This window comes from Rhizobium bangladeshense (genome assembly GCF_001662075.1).
Classification (GTDB): Bacteria; Pseudomonadota; Alphaproteobacteria; order Rhizobiales; family Rhizobiaceae; genus Rhizobium; species Rhizobium bangladeshense_B.
In genome coordinates this window covers 113,697-130,409 of the sequence record NZ_LYPL01000012.1, presented here as the reverse complement: position 1 = coordinate 130,409, position 16,713 = coordinate 113,697, and the positions used below count along the sequence as shown (strand labels likewise).

Annotated in this window: 15 protein-coding genes; 10 read left to right on the top strand and 5 right to left on the bottom strand. The window is 61.6% G+C overall.

From position 1 onward, the window contains the following. The first annotated feature begins 9 nt into the window (after window positions 1-9). The 10 genes from A7X77_RS22485 (at window position 10) to A7X77_RS22440 (ending at window position 10,007) form a co-directional block, all read left to right on the top strand. Window positions 10-855 carry an alpha/beta fold hydrolase gene (locus A7X77_RS22485; protein WP_064685050.1) on the top strand — a complete coding sequence of 282 codons (846 nt, stop codon included), beginning with the start codon at window positions 10-12 and terminating at the stop codon, window positions 853-855. Beyond that, complete coding sequence (locus A7X77_RS22480) at window positions 852-1,787, top strand: flavin reductase family protein (protein ID WP_064685049.1); 936 nt, start codon at window positions 852-854, stop codon at window positions 1,785-1,787. The genes A7X77_RS22485 and A7X77_RS22480 overlap by 4 nt, the downstream gene beginning before the upstream one ends. Then, complete coding sequence (locus tag A7X77_RS22475; RefSeq protein ID WP_064685048.1) at window positions 1,784-2,824, top strand: LLM class flavin-dependent oxidoreductase; 1,041 nt, start codon at window positions 1,784-1,786, stop codon at window positions 2,822-2,824. The genes A7X77_RS22480 and A7X77_RS22475 overlap by 4 nt, the downstream gene beginning before the upstream one ends. A 4-nt stretch (window positions 2,825-2,828) precedes the next feature. Then, window positions 2,829-4,292: an aldehyde dehydrogenase gene (locus A7X77_RS22470; RefSeq protein WP_064685047.1), complete on the top strand. Its 1,464-nt coding sequence runs from the start codon at window positions 2,829-2,831 to the stop codon at window positions 4,290-4,292. 4 nt (window positions 4,293-4,296) lie between these two features. After that, window positions 4,297-4,629 carry an NIPSNAP family protein gene (locus A7X77_RS22465; protein ID WP_064685046.1) on the top strand — a complete coding sequence of 111 codons (333 nt, stop codon included), beginning with the start codon at window positions 4,297-4,299 and terminating at the stop codon, window positions 4,627-4,629. Between the two features lie 39 nt (window positions 4,630-4,668). Next, entirely contained in the window at window positions 4,669-5,679 is a 1,011-nt protein-coding gene (locus A7X77_RS22460) for a polyamine ABC transporter substrate-binding protein (protein ID WP_064685045.1), read from the top strand. Between the two features lie 112 nt (window positions 5,680-5,791). Then, window positions 5,792-6,664 carry an ABC transporter permease gene (locus tag A7X77_RS22455; protein ID WP_064685044.1) on the top strand — a complete coding sequence of 291 codons (873 nt, stop codon included), beginning with the start codon at window positions 5,792-5,794 and terminating at the stop codon, window positions 6,662-6,664. A gap of 1 nt (window position 6,665) precedes the next feature. Further along, window positions 6,666-7,466: an ABC transporter permease gene (locus tag A7X77_RS22450; RefSeq protein WP_064685043.1), complete on the top strand. Its 801-nt coding sequence runs from the start codon at window positions 6,666-6,668 to the stop codon at window positions 7,464-7,466. After that, window positions 7,463-8,542, top strand: coding sequence for an ABC transporter ATP-binding protein (locus A7X77_RS22445; protein ID WP_064685042.1), 1,080 nt, complete (start codon window positions 7,463-7,465; stop codon window positions 8,540-8,542). The genes A7X77_RS22450 and A7X77_RS22445 overlap by 4 nt, the downstream gene beginning before the upstream one ends. Window positions 8,543-8,552: 10 nt before the next feature. Continuing rightward, the gene (locus A7X77_RS22440) at window positions 8,553-10,007 is read left to right on the top strand and encodes an NAD-dependent succinate-semialdehyde dehydrogenase (RefSeq protein WP_064685041.1); all 1,455 of its coding nucleotides are present in this window, start codon (window positions 8,553-8,555) and stop codon (window positions 10,005-10,007) included. 91 nt (window positions 10,008-10,098) lie between these two features. Here A7X77_RS22440 and A7X77_RS22435 read toward each other — a convergent pair whose 3' ends face one another. Genes A7X77_RS22435 through A7X77_RS22415 form a run of 5 tightly spaced genes read right to left on the bottom strand, consistent with a single transcriptional unit; the run spans window position 10,099 to window position 16,705 of the window. After that, the gene (locus tag A7X77_RS22435) at window positions 10,099-11,625 is read right to left on the bottom strand and encodes an FAD-dependent oxidoreductase (protein ID WP_064685040.1); all 1,527 of its coding nucleotides are present in this window, start codon (window positions 11,623-11,625) and stop codon (window positions 10,099-10,101) included. Continuing rightward, on the bottom strand, window positions 11,622-12,839 hold the full coding sequence (locus tag A7X77_RS22430) for an NAD-dependent epimerase/dehydratase family protein (RefSeq protein WP_064685039.1): 1,218 nt from the start codon (window positions 12,837-12,839) through the stop codon (window positions 11,622-11,624). Before A7X77_RS22430 ends, A7X77_RS22435 begins: the two co-directional genes overlap by 4 nt. Before the next feature lie 8 nt (window positions 12,840-12,847). Next, window positions 12,848-13,828 (bottom strand): GHMP kinase, encoded by a 981-nt coding sequence (locus A7X77_RS22425; protein WP_064685038.1) that lies wholly within the window; start codon window positions 13,826-13,828, stop codon window positions 12,848-12,850. Further along, window positions 13,825-15,774, bottom strand: coding sequence for an HAD-IIIA family hydrolase (locus A7X77_RS22420; protein ID WP_064685037.1), 1,950 nt, complete (start codon window positions 15,772-15,774; stop codon window positions 13,825-13,827). Before A7X77_RS22420 ends, A7X77_RS22425 begins: the two co-directional genes overlap by 4 nt. Further along, entirely contained in the window at window positions 15,764-16,705 is a 942-nt protein-coding gene (locus A7X77_RS22415) for an NAD-dependent epimerase/dehydratase family protein (RefSeq protein ID WP_064685036.1), read from the bottom strand. The genes A7X77_RS22420 and A7X77_RS22415 overlap by 11 nt, the downstream gene beginning before the upstream one ends. Window positions 16,706-16,713: the final 8 nt, after the last annotated feature.

Genomic DNA, 16,713 nt, shown 5'->3' with positions numbered 1-16,713 from the left:
GGCGCTTAGATGCTGACAGCCGGATCGATCTCGGGCGCCGCTGCAGCAAAAAGCGCCGCCAATGACTTGCCCCGAAAGAAGACGGCAAGCGGAACGGCCTATCACGAGGCCGGCAGCGGCGAACCGCTGGTTCTCATTCATGGCGTCGGCATGCGGCTCGAGGCCTGGACGCCGCAGATCGCGTTTCTGTCGGCCGGTCATCGCGTCATCGCCGTCGACATGCCGGGACATGGTGAGAGCGTAAAGCTGCCGGCGGGCAGCCGCCTCGAGGAGTTTGTCGCCTGGTTCGGGCAGTTTCTCGACGAGATGGCGATCAAAACGGCGAGTGTCGCCGGACATTCCATGGGAGCGTTGGTCTCCGGCGGGGCGGCGGCGACCTTCGGCGACCGGATCAGCCGCGTCGCCTACCTCAACGGTGTGTACAGGCGTGACCCTGAAGCAAAGGCTGCCGTCCTTGCGCGGGCTGCCGCCATTCCGGTAACGGGGGTGGACAAGGAAGGCCCCCTCGCTCGCTGGTTCGGCGACGATCCGGACAGCCTCATTGCGCGCGAAATGACGCGGAAATGGCTGAGCCTCGTCGATCCCCAGGGCTACGCGGTCGCTTACGCCGCTTTTGCCGGCGGAGACGAGACCTATGCCGATCGCTGGAAAGACGTGACTGGTCCGGCCTTGTTCCTGACAGGCTCCGACGATCCGAATTCGACGCCTCTGATGGCGGAGCAGATGGCGGCGCTGGCGCCCAAGGGCCGGGTCCGCATCATCGAAGGCCACCGCCACATGGTGAACCTGACCGCGCCTGATATCGTCAATTCGCTGCTCGCCGAGTGGCTGTCGTTCGGGGAGGATGAACGATGACAATCCAGACTGTCGATCCAAGAGCATTGCGAGATGCGTTCGGAGCCTTTCCGACCGGCGTGACCGTCGTCACCGCCTGCGACGGGGAGGAGAATCCGATCGGTTTCACCGCGAACTCCTTCACCTCGGTCTCGCTCAATCCGCCGTTGCTGCTCGTCTGCCTTGCCAAGACCTCGCGCAATTTCGCCATCATGACCGGAGCGTCGCATTTTGCGATCAATGTGCTCTCGGAAACGCAGAAGGACGTGTCGAACACCTTTGCGCGGCCGGTCGAAGACAGGTTCGCGGCGGTCGAATGGGCCAAGGGATCGGCCGGCTGCCCGATCTTCTCGAACGTGGCCGCCTGGTTCGAATGCGCCATGGAAGAGGTCATCGAGGCCGGCGACCACGTCATCCTGATGGGTCGCATCGAGGCTTTCGACAATAGCGGCCGCAACGGTCTCGGCTATGCTCGCGGCGGTTATTTCACGCCGACGCTCGCAAGCAAGGCGGTTTCCGCGGCAAGCGAGGGCAATATCGAACTTGCGGCCGTCGTCGAGCGCCGCGGAGAAGTTCTGCTGCTGGGCGACGATGTACTCTCTCTGCCAAGCGTCGACGCCCATGACGGCAACCCGACCGATGCTTTGCAAAAATATCTGGAGACGCTCACCGGGCTGACGGTCAGCATCGGCTTTCTCTATTCGGTCTATGAGGGCAAGAGCGATGGCAAGCAGCACATCGTCTATCACGCCGTTGCCGGAGACGGTGAGCCCGCCGGCGGCAGGTTCGTAAAGCCCGACGCCCTGACTGCGGCAAAATTCAAGACCAGTTCGACCGCCGATATCGTCAACCGCTTCGCGATGGAAAGCTCGATCGGCAATTTCGGCGTCTATTTCGGCGATGAGACCGGCGGCACCATTCATCCCATTCCAGCCAAGGGCGCAAAAGCATGAAGTTCTCTCTCTTCGTCCACATGGAACGGCTCGATGCCAACCAGAGCCACAAGAGCCTCTATGAGGAATTCGTCGCGCTCTGCGAGATCGCCGACAAGGGCGGCATGCATGCGATCTGGACGGGCGAGCACCATGGCATGGATTTCACCATTGCGCCCAACCCGTTCGTGACCATTGCCGATCTCGCGCGCCGCACATCGCGGGCAAGGCTTGGGACGGGGACGGTGATCGCTCCCTTCTGGCATCCGATCAAGCTCGCCGGTGAAGCGGCGATGACCGACATCATCTGCGATGGCAGGCTCGATATCGGCATTGCCCGCGGCGCCTATTCCTTCGAGTATGAGCGTCTGCTGCCCGGCCTCGACGCCTGGGGCGCCGGCCAGCGTATGCGCGAGCTCATTCCGGCGGTCAAGGGCATATGGAAGGGCGACTACGCCCATGATGGCGAGTTCTTCAAATTCCCCGCGACCACCTCGGCGCCGAAGCCGCTGCAGCAGCCGAGACCGCCGATCTGGGTTGCCGCGCGCGATCCGAATTCGCACGAATTTGCCGTCGCCAACGGCTGCAACGTTCAGGTGACGCCGCTCTGGCAGGGTGATGACGAGGTCCAGTCGCTGATGGACCGCTTCAATGCTGCCTGCGCCAAGAATCCCGATGTCGAGCGGCCGAAAATCATGCTGCTGCGCCACACCTATGTCGGTTCGTCGGAAGAAGACGTCGCCCAGGCCGCCCATGAACTCAGCGTCTACTACAACTACTTCTTCGCCTGGTTCAAGAATGAGAAGCCGATCAGGCAAGGCCTGATCGAGCGGATCCCGGACGAGCAGATTCGCGCAAACGCGATGCTGTCGGACGAGGTCATGCGCACCAACAACGTCGTTGGTAACGTGCAGACCGTCATCGACCGGCTCAAGGCCTATGAGGCCCTCGGCTACGACGAATATTCCTTCTGGATCGACACCGGCATGAGTTTCGAGCGCAAGAAGGCGTCGCTCGAGCGCTTCATCGCCGAAGTCATGCCGGCATTTCAGGAGTAGGACCATGCGGCGTTTCCAGCATTTTATCGACGGCGAATTCTCGGATGGCGAGGCTTTCTATCCGAGCATCGATCCGGCGACCGGTGCGGTCTGGGCTGAAATGCCCGAAGCCCGCGAAGCCGATGTCGATCGGGCCGTCAACGCTGCCGAAAAGGCGCTTTACCAAAGCCCCTGGCCGAAGATGACGGCCACGCAGCGCGGCAAGCTGCTTTACAAGCTGGCCGACCTGGTTGCCGCAAACGCCCAGATCCTTGCAGAACTGGAGACGCGCGACACCGGCAAGATCATCCGCGAAACGTCAGCGCAGATCGCCTATGTCGCCGAATATTATCGTTATTATGCCGGCATATCAGACAAGATCGAAGGCTCCTACCTGCCGATCGACAAGCCTGACATGGATGTCTGGCTTTGCCGCGAGCCGATCGGCGTCGTCGCCATGGTCGTGCCGTGGAACAGCCAACTTTTCCTGTCTGCGGTCAAGATCGGCCCGGCGCTCGCCGCTGGCTGCACGATGGTGGTCAAGGCCTCGGAAGACGGACCGGCGCCGCTTCTCGAATTCGCCCGCCTGGTGCACGAGGCAGGCTTTCCCGCTGGCGTCATTAACATCATTACCGGCTTTGGCGCCTCCTGCGGCGCGGCCCTTGGCCGTCACCCGAAAGTTGCGCACGTCGCCTTCACCGGCGGCCCGGAAACCGCCCGCCATGTCGTTCGCAATTCGGCCGAAAACCTCGCTTCCACCTCGCTTGAACTTGGAGGCAAATCGCCCTTCATCGTCTTTGCCGATGCCGACCTCGAAAGTGCCGCCAACGCTCAGGTCGCGGGCATCTTCGCCGCGACAGGGCAGAGCTGCGTTGCCGGCTCGCGCCTGATCGTCGAACGCAGCGTCAAGGACAGGTTCGTCGCGCTGCTGCGTGAGAAGGCGGAGGCGATCCGGATCGGCGCACCGCTCGATATGGCAACCGAAGTCGGTCCGCTTGCCACCAAGCGCCAGCAGGAGAATATCGGCACTCTCGTCGAGAGATCGATCGCAAGCGGCGCGCGGCTGGTCACCGGCGGCCGCAAGATCGATGGCGAAGGCTATTATTTCCCGCCGACGATCCTCGATTGCGACGATGTCGCTTCGCCGTCGCTGATCGAGGAGTTCTTCGGGCCGGTCCTCTCCGTCGTCTCCTTCGAGACCGAGGCCGAGGCGCTGCGGCTTGCCAACGACACTCGCTACGGTCTGGCCTCCGGCATCTTCACCCAGAATCTCACCCGCGCGCACCGGCTGATGAAGGGCATCCGCGCCGGGATCGTCTGGGTCAACACCTACCGTGCCGTATCGCCCATCGCACCTTTCGGAGGCTTTGGCCTGTCAGGCCACGGCAGGGAAGGCGGCATGGCCGCGGCGCTCGATTATACCCGCACCAAGACGATCTGGCTCCGAACCTCTGACGATCCGATTCCCGATCCCTTCGTGATGAGATGACGCGATGTTTTACGAAATCCGCACCTATCGGCTGAAGAACGGAACGGTCCCCCAGTACCTCAAGGTCGTCGAGGAAGAAGGGATCGAAATCCAGAAGAGCCATCTCGGCACGCTGGTCGGCTACTTCTTCTCGGAGATCGGCACGATCAACGAGATCGTCCACATCTGGGCCTTTACGAGCCTGGACGACCGCGAGGCGAGACGCCAGCGGCTCATGGCCGATCCGCAATGGCAGGCCTTCCTTCCCAAGATCCGCGACCTCATCGAGGTGGCGGAAAACAAGATTATGAAGCCGGCAAGCTTTTCTCCCCGGGAGCGAGGCGCGCTGACGGCATAAGGCATACCCGCAGGACAAACCAGAACAGGATAAGGGAACATGAAAACGAAATTTGCTTTCGCGGCGGTTGCCGCATTCGTGGCGGTCTCCGCGCCGGCGCACGCTGACAGCATGGTCTTCTCGAGCTGGGGCGGAACGACCCAGGATGCGCAGAAGGCAGCATGGGCAAGCCCGTTCACCGAGAAAACCGGCATCACCGTCGTGCAGGACGGCCCGACCGACTACGGCAAGCTCAAGGCCATGGTCGAGGCCGGCGAAGTCAATTGGGATGTCGTCGATGTCGAAGGCGACTATGCCGCCCAGGCCGGCAAGAACGGCCAGCTCGAGAAGCTCGACTTTTCGGTCATCGACAAGTCGAAGCTCGATCCACGCTTCGTCACCGACTATTCGGTCGGCAGCTTCTATTATTCCTTCGTCATCGGCTGCAATGCCGATGCCGTCAAAGCCTGCCCGAAGACATGGGCCGACCTGTTCGACACGACGAAATTTCCTGGCAAGCGCACCTTCTACAAGTGGTCGGCTCCCGGCGTGATCGAAGCGGCGCTGCTTGCTGACGGCGTGCCGGCCGACAAGCTTTATCCGCTCGATCTCGACCGCGCCTTCAAGAAGCTCGATACGATCAAGTCGGATATCATCTGGTGGTCGGGCGGCGCCCAGTCGCAGCAGCTGCTGGCCTCCGCCGAGGCGCCCTTCGGCAGCGTCTGGAACGGCCGCATGACGGCGCTTGCGGCGACCGGCATCAAGGTTGAAACCTCCTGGGAACAGAATATCACCGCCGCCGATGCGCTCGTCGTGCCGAAGGGCGCGCCGAATGCCGAGGCTGCGATGAAGTTCATTGCGCTGGCGACCTCGGCAGAACCGCAGGCCGCCCTGGCAAAAGCCACCGGCTATGCGCCGATCAACCTTGACTCGGCCAAGCTGATGGATCCGGAAACGGCCAAGACCCTGCCGGATCAGCAGACCGCGAGCCAGGTGAATGCCGATATGAACTACTGGGCTGATAACCGCGATGCCATCGGCGAAAAGTGGTACGCCTGGCAGGCGAAATAGTCTGAAGCTTGAGATGAACGGGCACGGCGAAACGTTCGCCGTGCCTCATGCAGCGGCGGTACCGTCCATCGGACCTCGGCGCTGTCAGAATTGACGGGTGGGAAGGACTGTCATGTCGACGTATAGCGATGCCTCCAGCGCAATCATGCCTTTGCCAAAGGCGCGCAGAGCAACAGGTTTTGGCGAGGTCATTCCGGCGCTTGCCTTCGTCGGCATCTTTTTCGTCGCGCCGGTGGCGATCCTGCTGCTGCGCAGTGTACTGGAACCTGTTCCCGGCCTTGGAAACTATGCCCAGCTGATCGGCTCTGCCACCTATCTCAAGATTTTCGCCAATACCTTCATCGTCTCAGGCCTCGTCACCGTGATTTCTCTTGCGATCGGATTTCCCGTCGCCTGGGCGCTGGCGATCATGCCGGGTCGGCTGAGCACAGTGATCTTTGCGATCCTGCTCCTGTCGATGTGGACCAACCTGCTCGCCCGCACCTATGCCTGGATGGTGCTGCTGCAGCGGACCGGGCTGATCAACAAGATGCTGATGGGTATGGGCCTGATCGACCAGCCGCTGGCGCTCGTCAACAATCTGACCGGTGTGACGATCGGCATGACCTATATCATGCTGCCCTTCATCATCCTGCCGCTCTACGGCGTGGTCAAGAAGATCGATCCGTCGACCCTGCAGGCGGCAGCCCTTTGCGGCGCCAACCGCTGGCAGTGCCTGACGCGGGTTCTCCTGCCGCTCGCCATGCCCGGCATGGCGGCCGGCGCACTCATGGTCTTCGTCATGTCGCTCGGCTATTTCGTCACGCCGTCGCTTCTCGGCGGTACCGCCAACATGATGCTCGCCGAGCTGATCGCGCAATTCGTGCAGTCGCTGGTCAATTGGGGAATGGGGGGCGCTGCGGCGCTGGTTCTCCTGGTCGTGACGCTCTCGCTTTATGCCGTGCAACTGCGCTTCTTCGGCAACCAGAACCCGGGAGGACGTTGATATGTTGCTCGATTTCGATCGTCTCGGCTGGTGGAAATACATCCTTCTCGGCATAACGCTTCTGACGGCAGCCTTCCTGCTGCTGCCGATCGCCTTCATCGCGGCCCTGTCCTTCGGCTCATCGCAATGGCTGATCTTTCCGCCGCCGGGCTGGACCTTCCAGTGGTACAATGAACTCTTCGCCGACCCGCGCTGGCTGGAATCGGCTTTGACGAGCTTGAAGATCGCCGTCATCGTCACGGTCCTATCGGTGTTGCTCGGGCTGGTGACATCCTTCGGGCTGGTGCGCGGTTCCTTCATGTTCGGCGATGCGCTGAAAGCGCTGTTCTTGACGCCGATGATCCTGCCGGTCGTGGTTCTCGCGGTTGCCCTCTACGCCTTCTTTCTCAGGATCGGCCTTGGCGGCACCCTGACGGGCTTCGTCATTTCGCACCTCGTGCTGGCGCTCCCGTTCTCGATCCTATCCATATCGAGCGCGCTGGAAGGCTTCGACAAGTCGATCGAGGACGCGGCCGTGCTCTGCGGCGCCTCGCCTTTGGAAGCGAAGATCAGGGTCACTCTTCCCGCAATCAGCCATGGGCTGTTTTCGGCCGCTGTCTTTTCGTTCCTGACCTCCTGGGATGAGGTGGTGGTGGCGATCTTCATGTCCAGCCCGACCCTGCAGACGCTGCCGGTGAAGGTATGGGCGACGCTGCGGCAAGACCTGACGCCTGTTGTCGCCGCGGCCTCGACCCTTCTCATCCTTTTGACGATCATCTTGATGGCGCTGGTTGCCGTCGTGCGTAAGGTACTGAAACAATGAACGAACCATTCCTTCAGATCCGCGGAATACGCAAGGAATACGGCCCAGTCGTCGCCGTCCACGACGTCAATCTCGATGTCCGGCGCGGTGAATTCCTGACCTTCCTCGGTCCGTCCGGATCCGGCAAGAGCACGACGCTCTACATCCTGGCCGGCTTTGAAAACCCGACCAAAGGCGACATTACGCTCGAGGGCAAGACGCTGCTCGCCACGCCGTCGCACAAGCGCAATATCGGCATGGTGTTCCAACGCTACACCCTGTTTCCGCATCTGACGGTCGGCGAAAACATTGCTTTTCCGCTGAAGGTCCGGCGCAAGCCCAAGGCCGAGATCGACAGCAAGGTGAAGGAGATGCTGCGCCTCGTCCGGCTCGAAGGCTTCGAGGATCGCAGGCCGGCGCAGATGTCCGGCGGCCAGCAGCAGCGTGTCGCCCTTGCCAGAGCCCTTGCCTATGATCCGCCGGTGCTTTTGATGGACGAGCCGCTGTCGGCGCTCGACAAGAAGCTGCGCGAGGAAATCCAGCACGAGATCCGCCGCATCCACCAACACACGGAAGTGACAATCCTTTATGTCACGCATGATCAGGAAGAGGCGCTGCGGCTCTCCGACCGCATTGCCGTCTTTTCCAAGGGCGTCATCGATCAGATCGGTACAGGCCCGGAGCTCTACGCCAATCCCAAGACGCGCTTCGTTGCCGAATTCATCGGCGATAGTGACTTCATTTCATGCGACCTCGTGTCGTCCTCCGATGGACAAGCCACCATAGCGCTCGGAGGCGGAACCATCTTCAACCAGATTCCGGTGCATGGAAAGGGGACCTCCGGCGCAAGGGCGGCGCTGATGCTGAGGCCGGAGCGCATTCGGCTGTCGCGCACGAGAGCCGCTGGCGCAGGTCTTGCCGCGACGGTCAGCGACATTACCTTTCTCGGCAACAACATCCACGTCTCCACGGAGACGGCGACAGGCGAGGCGCTTTCGGTTCGCTTGCCGTTCGGCCATGAGGCTATTGCCGGGCTCAATCGTGGAGATATAGTCCATCTCGATTTCGATCCCGGCGCTGCTCACGTATTCTGTTGAAAGTTGTCCCATGAAACTCAATGATCCCTCCCTGTTCCGCCAGGCATGCCCCATCGCCGATCGCTGGATCGAAGCGGAAGGTCGTGCGTCGGCCATGGTCCGCAATCCGGCGACAGGTGAAGTGCTGGGTGCGGTCCCTGACCTCAGTGCGGCGGAGACGGAAGATGCCATCCGGGCCGCCGTCGTCGCCCAGAAGCTTTGGGCGAAGAAGACCGCCGGCGAGCGCGCAACCGTGCTCAAGACGTGGCATCGCCTGATGATCGAGAACCGTGACGATCTGGCGATGATCCTGACACTGGAGCAGGGAAAGCCCTTGGCCGAAGCCAAGGGGGAAATCACCTATGGTGCGAGTTTCATCGAATGGTTCGCCGAGGAGGCACGACGCATCAACGGCGAGATTGTGCCGGGGCATCAGCCGGACAAGCGCATCCTTGTGCTGCGCCAGCCGGCCGGCGTCGTGGCGGCGATCACGCCCTGGAACTTTCCGAACGCGATGATCACGCGCAAGATCGGCCCCGCGCTTGCCGCCGGCTGCGCCGTCGTTCTCAAGCCGGCGCTGCAGACGCCGTTCTCCGCGATCGCGATCGCCGTCCTCGCAGAGCGCGCCGGCCTGCCGGCGGGGCTTCTCAACGTTGTCACGGGTGACGCAGCCGCAATCGGCGGGGCGCTGACCGCCAGCCGCGACGTCCGGGTCCTGACATTCACGGGCTCCACCCGGACGGGCGAGCTGCTTTACCGGCAATGTGCGCCGACGATCAAGAAGCTCGGTCTCGAGCTCGGCGGCAATGCACCCTTCATCGTATTCGATGACGCCGATCTCGACGCGGCTGTCGAAGGCGCCATCATCGCCAAATTCCGCAACAACGGCCAGACTTGTGTCTGCGCCAACCGGCTTTATGTCCAGGACGGTGTCTACGAGGCATTTGCAGCCAAGCTCGCCGAGGCTGTTTCGCAGTTGAAGGTCGGCAACGGTCTGGAGCGTGACGTCGTGCTTGGCCCGCTCATCGACGACAATGCCGTTGCCAAGGTCGAAAGCCATATTCAGGACGCCGTGGCAAAGGGTGCCGGGATCGTAACGGGAGGCAAGCGCCACGCGCTTGGCGGCCATTTCTTCGAGCCGACCATTCTGCGTGACGTTGCTGCGGGCATGCAGGTGGCGCGTGAGGAAACCTTTGGCCCGCTTGCACCGCTTTTCCGGTTCCGCGACGAGCAGGACGTCATCGAGCAGGCAAATGACACCGAGTTCGGACTTGCCTCCTATTTTTATGCGCGCGATCTGTCGCGGGTCTTCCGCGTGGCCGAAGCGCTCGAATACGGGATGGTCGGCGTCAATACTGGTCTCGTCTCCACCGCCGAGGCGCCGTTTGGCGGCGTCAAGATGTCCGGCCTCGGCCGCGAAGGCTCCAAGCATGGGTTGGACGAATATACCGAGCTCAAATATGTGTGCCTCGGCGGCATTGCCTGATTTCGTCGGCGACGGTGCTTCCCCGAGCAGCTGCTATCTTGGCCGGCGATGCCTTGCCGCAATTGCGGACCCTGAAAGAGGCAGATGGGCGTCAGAGCGCCGGGTTTGCTTCCATCTCGGCGAGGCGGTGGGCAATACGATCGGCATTCGCCATAATTGTCATTGTGATGTATTTCGAGGAGAGTTCGGGAAGAATCGAGCCGTCGACGACGTGAAGACCCGGATGGAGGTTCAATTCGCCGTCTACAGAGGTACCGAACGGCCCCGCTGCGCCCATAGGCAGGGTGCCGGCAAAATGCGCATCGACCCCCGGTTCCGCCAGCGATGCGCCCGGAAGCGGAACGAGCCCCAATCGTTTCCACTCGCGGCGAAGCCTTCTTTTCAGATCCTTCGCGCGGATATCGAAACCGTCGGCAAAACCGCCGCGGACGGTCATGTCCTTTCCTGTAACTTCGCGATGGATGTAGCTCCGGCTTTGGTCGCCAGGATAATAGATCGTCGCAACCAGCAGGCTGCCGGCGATCGTTTCGAACGCAGCGCGCCCGGCCTTTCTGCCGAGCGGCATCCTGTTGACGAAGCTCTGCGTCGGCAGCGAGCTGACTTCGTAGATCGCTCCCGTCACATAATCGGATGCGCGCTCGCCGTAACGCAGCGACAATCCAAGTTGCGCCAGGCTGTGGGTCGCCGTCGCCGAGCGCAGCAATCTTGCCGGAGAGAGCAGAGGAATGGCGAGTGTCGGACTGTTCAAAAGGCGAAGTCCTCGCTCGCCGATCGGCAGGAGGTCCGCCAGCAGGGCGGCGGTTCCAAGCACGCCTGCGGCAAGAATGATCCTCGGCGCAGAGAATGACGATCCGTCGGCCGTGCCGATCGTCCAGCCCGCGTTGGATGCCAGAGATATGGCCCGCACGTTGTCGAGCAACCGAAAATGCGGCGACTTTTGCAATGCAAGCAGATCCTGCCTGCTGTTATAGATCGCGCCGCTCGGGCAGCCGTAGAGACAGTCGCCGCGCAAGTCGCAGGCCGCCCGCCCGGGCCTCGCCTCCGAAAGGATGGCGTTGACGGCGGGAAAAAGCCGAAACGAGCCATCCGCCGGCTTTGCGGCCTTGTGCCGATGAAGGACATGGGCGGCTGCAGCGCCAAGCGGCAGGACGGATCCGCTGTCGGCCTCTGAGGTCAAATCGGCATTCGTGCTGATCCCGATGCGTTGCGATATACGTTCGTAGGATCTCTGCAGCGGGTCGATATCGATCGGCCAACCCAAGATGTCCGCTGCATCGAGATAGCTGATTTGCGCTCCCCATATATTGGAGAGACCGCCGCGGGCGAGGCTGGCGACCGGCGTGAAACGATCGCCTGTGATCTCTGACTCGCGCCGGAACCGTTCAAGGATTCCGCGGGCCACCGGGGTCTGCAGTTTCGGTGAACTGCCATCGTCGGCGCGCAGCGATTCCAGATTGCGTCCCAAGACACGGGCGCTGCGGCTCTCATCCTCCGATCCGGCATCAGTGCCGGCATCCAGCATCAGCACGCGGCGCCCGGCCGCTATCAGTGGAAACGCAGCGGAGACGCCTGCCGGGCCGCTGCCGACGATGATGAAGTCGGCATCGGGCGTCTTCATCGGTATCGTCCCGCCAAAAGCGCGCGGAGCGGGAACAGCAGGAGATCGCTGGTGATGGCCAACATGGCGCCGAAAAGTCCGGTCTTTTTGGCCGAATATCTTTCCGGCTCGCTCGCGAGATCTGCGAGATAGAGGGCGCGCGCCAAGCGATGCTGCGTGCGATTGGCCGGTGGCTCGAAGAGGGCGAGCAGGCACGGACGCCGGATCAGCATTGGGGAGAGGCCGAGCGGCGACAGCCCTTCGCGCCGAAGCCCTTCGCCGAGCCGCTGTAATTGCGCCTCCGTCGGCGTGATGCCGAGATATTGCAACAGAGCCTTCGCCTCACAGTGCAATTCTTCCTGGTCTGTTTCGGCAAACTCCCGCGTCAACACCGTCATCGGATCGGCCGGGTTCAAGCTCAGCAGCCTAAGGCTTTCCGCGCTCTCCATCGGTGCTGCGCCCGCGAGCCCCAGGACGCGCTCCGGGTCGACGGTCGGGATCAACGGCACAAGCTTGGTCATCCGGCAGGCAAAGAGAGCGAAGCCCAGCGGGATCGGTATGAAATGAAGCTTGCCCTTGCCCTGGCTGCGGCGAAGAATGCTGAGCCAGGCGGCGAAGCTGACCGGTTTTTCCTGCGCGAGCACGAATGTTTGCGGCTGCAAGTCTTCCCGGGTCGCCAGCGCCAAAAGGCCTGCAGCAACCTCATCGAGATGAATCGGCTGGACCTTTCGGCTGAGCCCTATCATCGGCAGCAGCGGACTCAAGGCTGCCAACTTCGCCATCAAGCCGTACATCGCAACCCGTGGGCCGCCGTAGACAAGCCCGATCCGCGCGATGCGAACGATGGGTGCTGCAGAGCTGGCGGCCAGGTGCTGTTCGATCCTGAACTTGGTGCGTCCGTAAACGTTGAGCGCTTCCCGCCGGGACGAGGTGGAGGAGGAAAAGACGAAGTGCTGCACGCCGGCCGCTTTTGCCGCTTCGGCCAGTTTAACGGTTCCTGATATATTGATGTTGTTTTCTTCAGCCGCCTCCGGCTCGGTCGCCCAGGAATGCGCGAGATGGATGACTGCGGCCGCCCCCTCCAGATCGGATGCGACGGGCTCATCGCCGATGCGCCATTTCGCTCCGGAGCGCCGGCCGAATTCAATCACCTCGAAGCCGCGCTCACGCGCTGTCGCCGCAAGTCTTGCGCCGATATAGCCTGTCGAACCCGTGATGATGAGACGCGATGCCATCACACCCTCTACTGTGCAAAGGCGATGCGCGCGCCGCTCCAGTCGAAACGAAACTCGATCTCCTTGAGTTGCGACAGCGCTTGCCGGACCTTTGCCTGGCGATCTTTCGGGCAATAGAGGACGAGGAAGCCCCCACCGCCGGCACCCGCCAGCTTGCCGCCAATCGCGCCGGCAGCACGCGCGGCATCGTAAAACTCGTCGATCGTGCTGTTGGTGATCTGCGATGTCAGCGATCGCTTCATCATCCATCCACGGTGAAGCGCTTCGCCGAAGGCGCCGAGATCGCCGCTCATCAGGATGTCGCGCATTTCGTAAGCCAGTTGCACCATGCGCTCGACGGTTCGGAACTTGTCCTCGTTCGTCTCCATCGCCTGCACCTGCGTCGACAGCACAGAACGCGTATCGCGCTGGCTTCCGGTAAAAAACAAGAGGATATTGCTCTCGAGCTCAGCCATCTTCTCGGAGCTGAGGACAACGGGCTGAACATTCACGCCGCCATTGGAATTGAACTCGATAAAGTTCAGGCCGCCATGCGCTGCTGCGTACTGGTCCTGTTTGCCGATCGGCTCCTTCAGGATGTCGATTTCGAGTTTGCAGGCTTCTTCCGCCAACTGATCCTTGGAGGCGAAGCGCGACCTGTGGGCATAAAGCGCATTGATCAGCGCCACGGAAAAGGAGCTGGAAGAGCCGAGACCGGTGCCGGAGGGAATGTCGGCGACGGAGGCGACTTCGATGCCAGGCTCGACCCGATGCATGCGCAAGGCCTCGCGCAGCAGCGGATGCGCAATGTCCTCCAGCGTGTCGGCCAGTTCGGTGCGAGTGTATTTGAGGTGATATTTGTTTTCGTTGAAATAGTTGTGCACGATCACGAAGCTGTACTTGGCGATCGCGCAGGACAATACCGCGCCCGCCTGACGACGGTAATAGGACGCTATATCCGAGCCGCCGCCGGCAAAACTGACCCGAAAAGGTGCGGATGAAACGATCAAAGGAGTGCCTCCTCGAGATTGATGATGATATCGGCCGACGTGCGCTGCAGATCGATCCTCGGCCACTCTTCCTGAATTCGCGACTGCCAGAGCTCTTCGGCCGCCGCTGGCGTTAGGCCCTTCCAGGCGTAAAACTTATGAAAGCGCTCCAGCAGCGCCTGCTGTGAGGCTTCGACGAGGACAGTCATATCGACGTCCTCGCGGATCGACGCATGTCCGGCAAAGATGCCGTCCAGAAGGATCACGTCGGCATCACGCGCATCGTAGAGGATCGGAGATGCATACTGGCCACGGCTTGCCGCGTCGTAACCCGGTGCCTCGACCCGTCCGGATTGACGCAACATTCTGACGATCTCGGGATAATGCTCCACCCTGTTGCGTTCTTCCGCATTCATATCGGGTCGGCGTTGCTCGAGCGGCAGTATCCAGCGGTCGAGCTCCACCCGCAGCACGCTGCGCCCGGCTTCCGAGAGAAGACGTTGTGCGGCATGCGCGGACGTGCTTTTCCCCGAGCGTGAACGACCGCATATGCCTACGAGCAGCGGGCCTGCCGCATTGGAAAGCCGCTCATCAATCGCGTTGAAGAGAGCTTGCCCAATGTCGTGGTAGCTGCATTGAAAGCGTACAGCATCATAGACCGTGTCGAAGACCAGGTCGGCGCGGGGGATTCCTGTTTCTGCGGCAGGATAGCTCCTATCGTCCCGCAGGCCGTAACCGGTCCGGACGCCATAGGCCCAGATTCCGGCTTTGCGGCCCGCACCGATATCGCGCAGGCTATCCCCAATGATGGCGGATCTCGTTTTTTCGATCGGCAATCCCGCCATGGCTTGGCGGATCATCAGATCTCCGGGCTTGCGGCAAGCGCAATCGATCTTGAGTTCGGGCACCTCGTTGGGGAACCCTTTGTCCGGATGATGCGGACAAAAGTAGATGCGATCCAGCACGCCGCCGTCTTCGGCCAGCTCGGCCTCCAGACGACCGAGAACATGATCCAGGCCGGCCTCGTCAAGCAGGCCTTTGGCAACCTGCGGCCTGTTCGTTACGGCGACCGCGAGGAAGCCTGCCTCGCGGGCGAGCCGTACCGCTTGGCCGGCGCGGCCGACCAACGTCACCTGATCGGGATGAATGACGCCATGGCCGCCGACGTCTTCGTTGAGCACGCCGTCGCAATCGAAGAACACCGCGGGTCTTCGGACCGACAAGTGGATTGCATGGACACGGTCCCGGCGAAGATCCTCGGCCGCGGCGGCATGTCGGCTCGGAGATCCGGTATCCTTCATATATTCGGGCGTGTCGTAGATCGCGACCGGAATGGAACGCTCGAGAAGATCGGGAATGACATCGTGGATCATGTCGGCCTGCTGGCCCGGCAGGAGCGTGTCGAAAAACGGACCGGAAGCCACGTACAAGCCGGCCGGCACCAGATTGCGCCAATCTGCATCGCGTGGCGCCTTGCGAGCCAAGAGGCGCGTGAGATAGCCGTTCTTCTGAACGACGATGTCGGATGTGCGCGGATGATCGTTGGGATGGGCGATGATCGTCAGGGCGGCGGGAAATTGCTGACGATGCCGCGCCAGCGCCGACAGATCGAGATCGAAAAGCATGTCGCCATAGACGATCAGAACATCGTCGGCGATCGTGTCCAAAGTCGTCAGGCAGCCGGCCGTGCCGAGCGGTGACGTCTCCACGAAGACCTCGATTGTAATGCCGAGTCTTTCCGCTTCCGGGCCGAGAGCAGGCTCGAGCTGGCTGCCGAGGTGGCCGCCGAGCACGCGCACATGCCGAACGCCTTCGCGGGCGAGGACGCGGATCTGCCTCAGAATGATCGGCACGCCGTCAATAGGCAGGAGGGCTTTCGGAATGGCATCGCCCGTCATGCTGCGCGCGCGCGTTCCAAGGCCTCCGGCAATAATGATTGCCTCGCGGATAGCGGTGTCAGAACCCATTCGCCAGAATCCGCTCCACGGCGAGTCCAACCGCTTCCGTCGACTTTCGCTTCGGCGACCAACCCAGCGCTATAAGTTTGCTGATGTCGTAGCTGAAGCGCGGAACGTCGCCCAGCCAGCCGCGGTCCTCGCTTCCATATTCGATAGCGGCTCCGGCCGCGACCTTCGAGACCACGATCTCGGCAATATCCCGGACGGAGGTTTCGCCGATGCCGCTGGCATGAAATACTTCATAGGCGCCTGGCGCCTTGTCCCATGCGAGGAGAATCGCATCCACCAGATCGCCGACATAGAGATAGGGCTTCGTCTGCCTTCCGTTACCGAGCACCTGAAGTCTCGTTGGATCAGCCTTCAACCTGTTGATGAAGTCGTAGATTGCCCCGTGCGTTGAGCGCTCCCCAACTACATTGGGAAAGCGCAGCACGAGCGTCTTGATGCCGAATGACAGAGCATAGACGGACAGATAGGCCTCCGCAGCAAGCTTGCTGGCGCCATAGAACGAGATCGGCTGCAAGGGGCCGTGGTTCTCGTGAATATTGCCTTCGGCTTCGCCGAAAACCGCGGAGGTGCTGGCAAAGAAAAGCCTGCCGACACCATGCTTGCGCATGATGGCAAGCAGCGTCGTCGTCGTCAGTTGGTTCAGCTGTAGATCCAGTTCCGTATTGGTATTGCCCGCGGCAATATCGGAATTGGCGGCGAGATGGAAAACAGCATCAGGACGATCCGCCGCAAAGAGTTGATCCATGCCCTCCCGATCGAGCATATCAAGCTCCTGGAAGCGAAAATCCGCCCGGCCCTGGAGATGATCTATGTTGCGCATCCGGCCAAGATGAAGATTGTCGATTGCCGTTACCCGATAACCCGAGTCCAAGAGACGATCGCAGAGATGGCTGCCGATAAATCCGGCCCCTCCTGTTACCAAGGCATGCATGTCGGCAG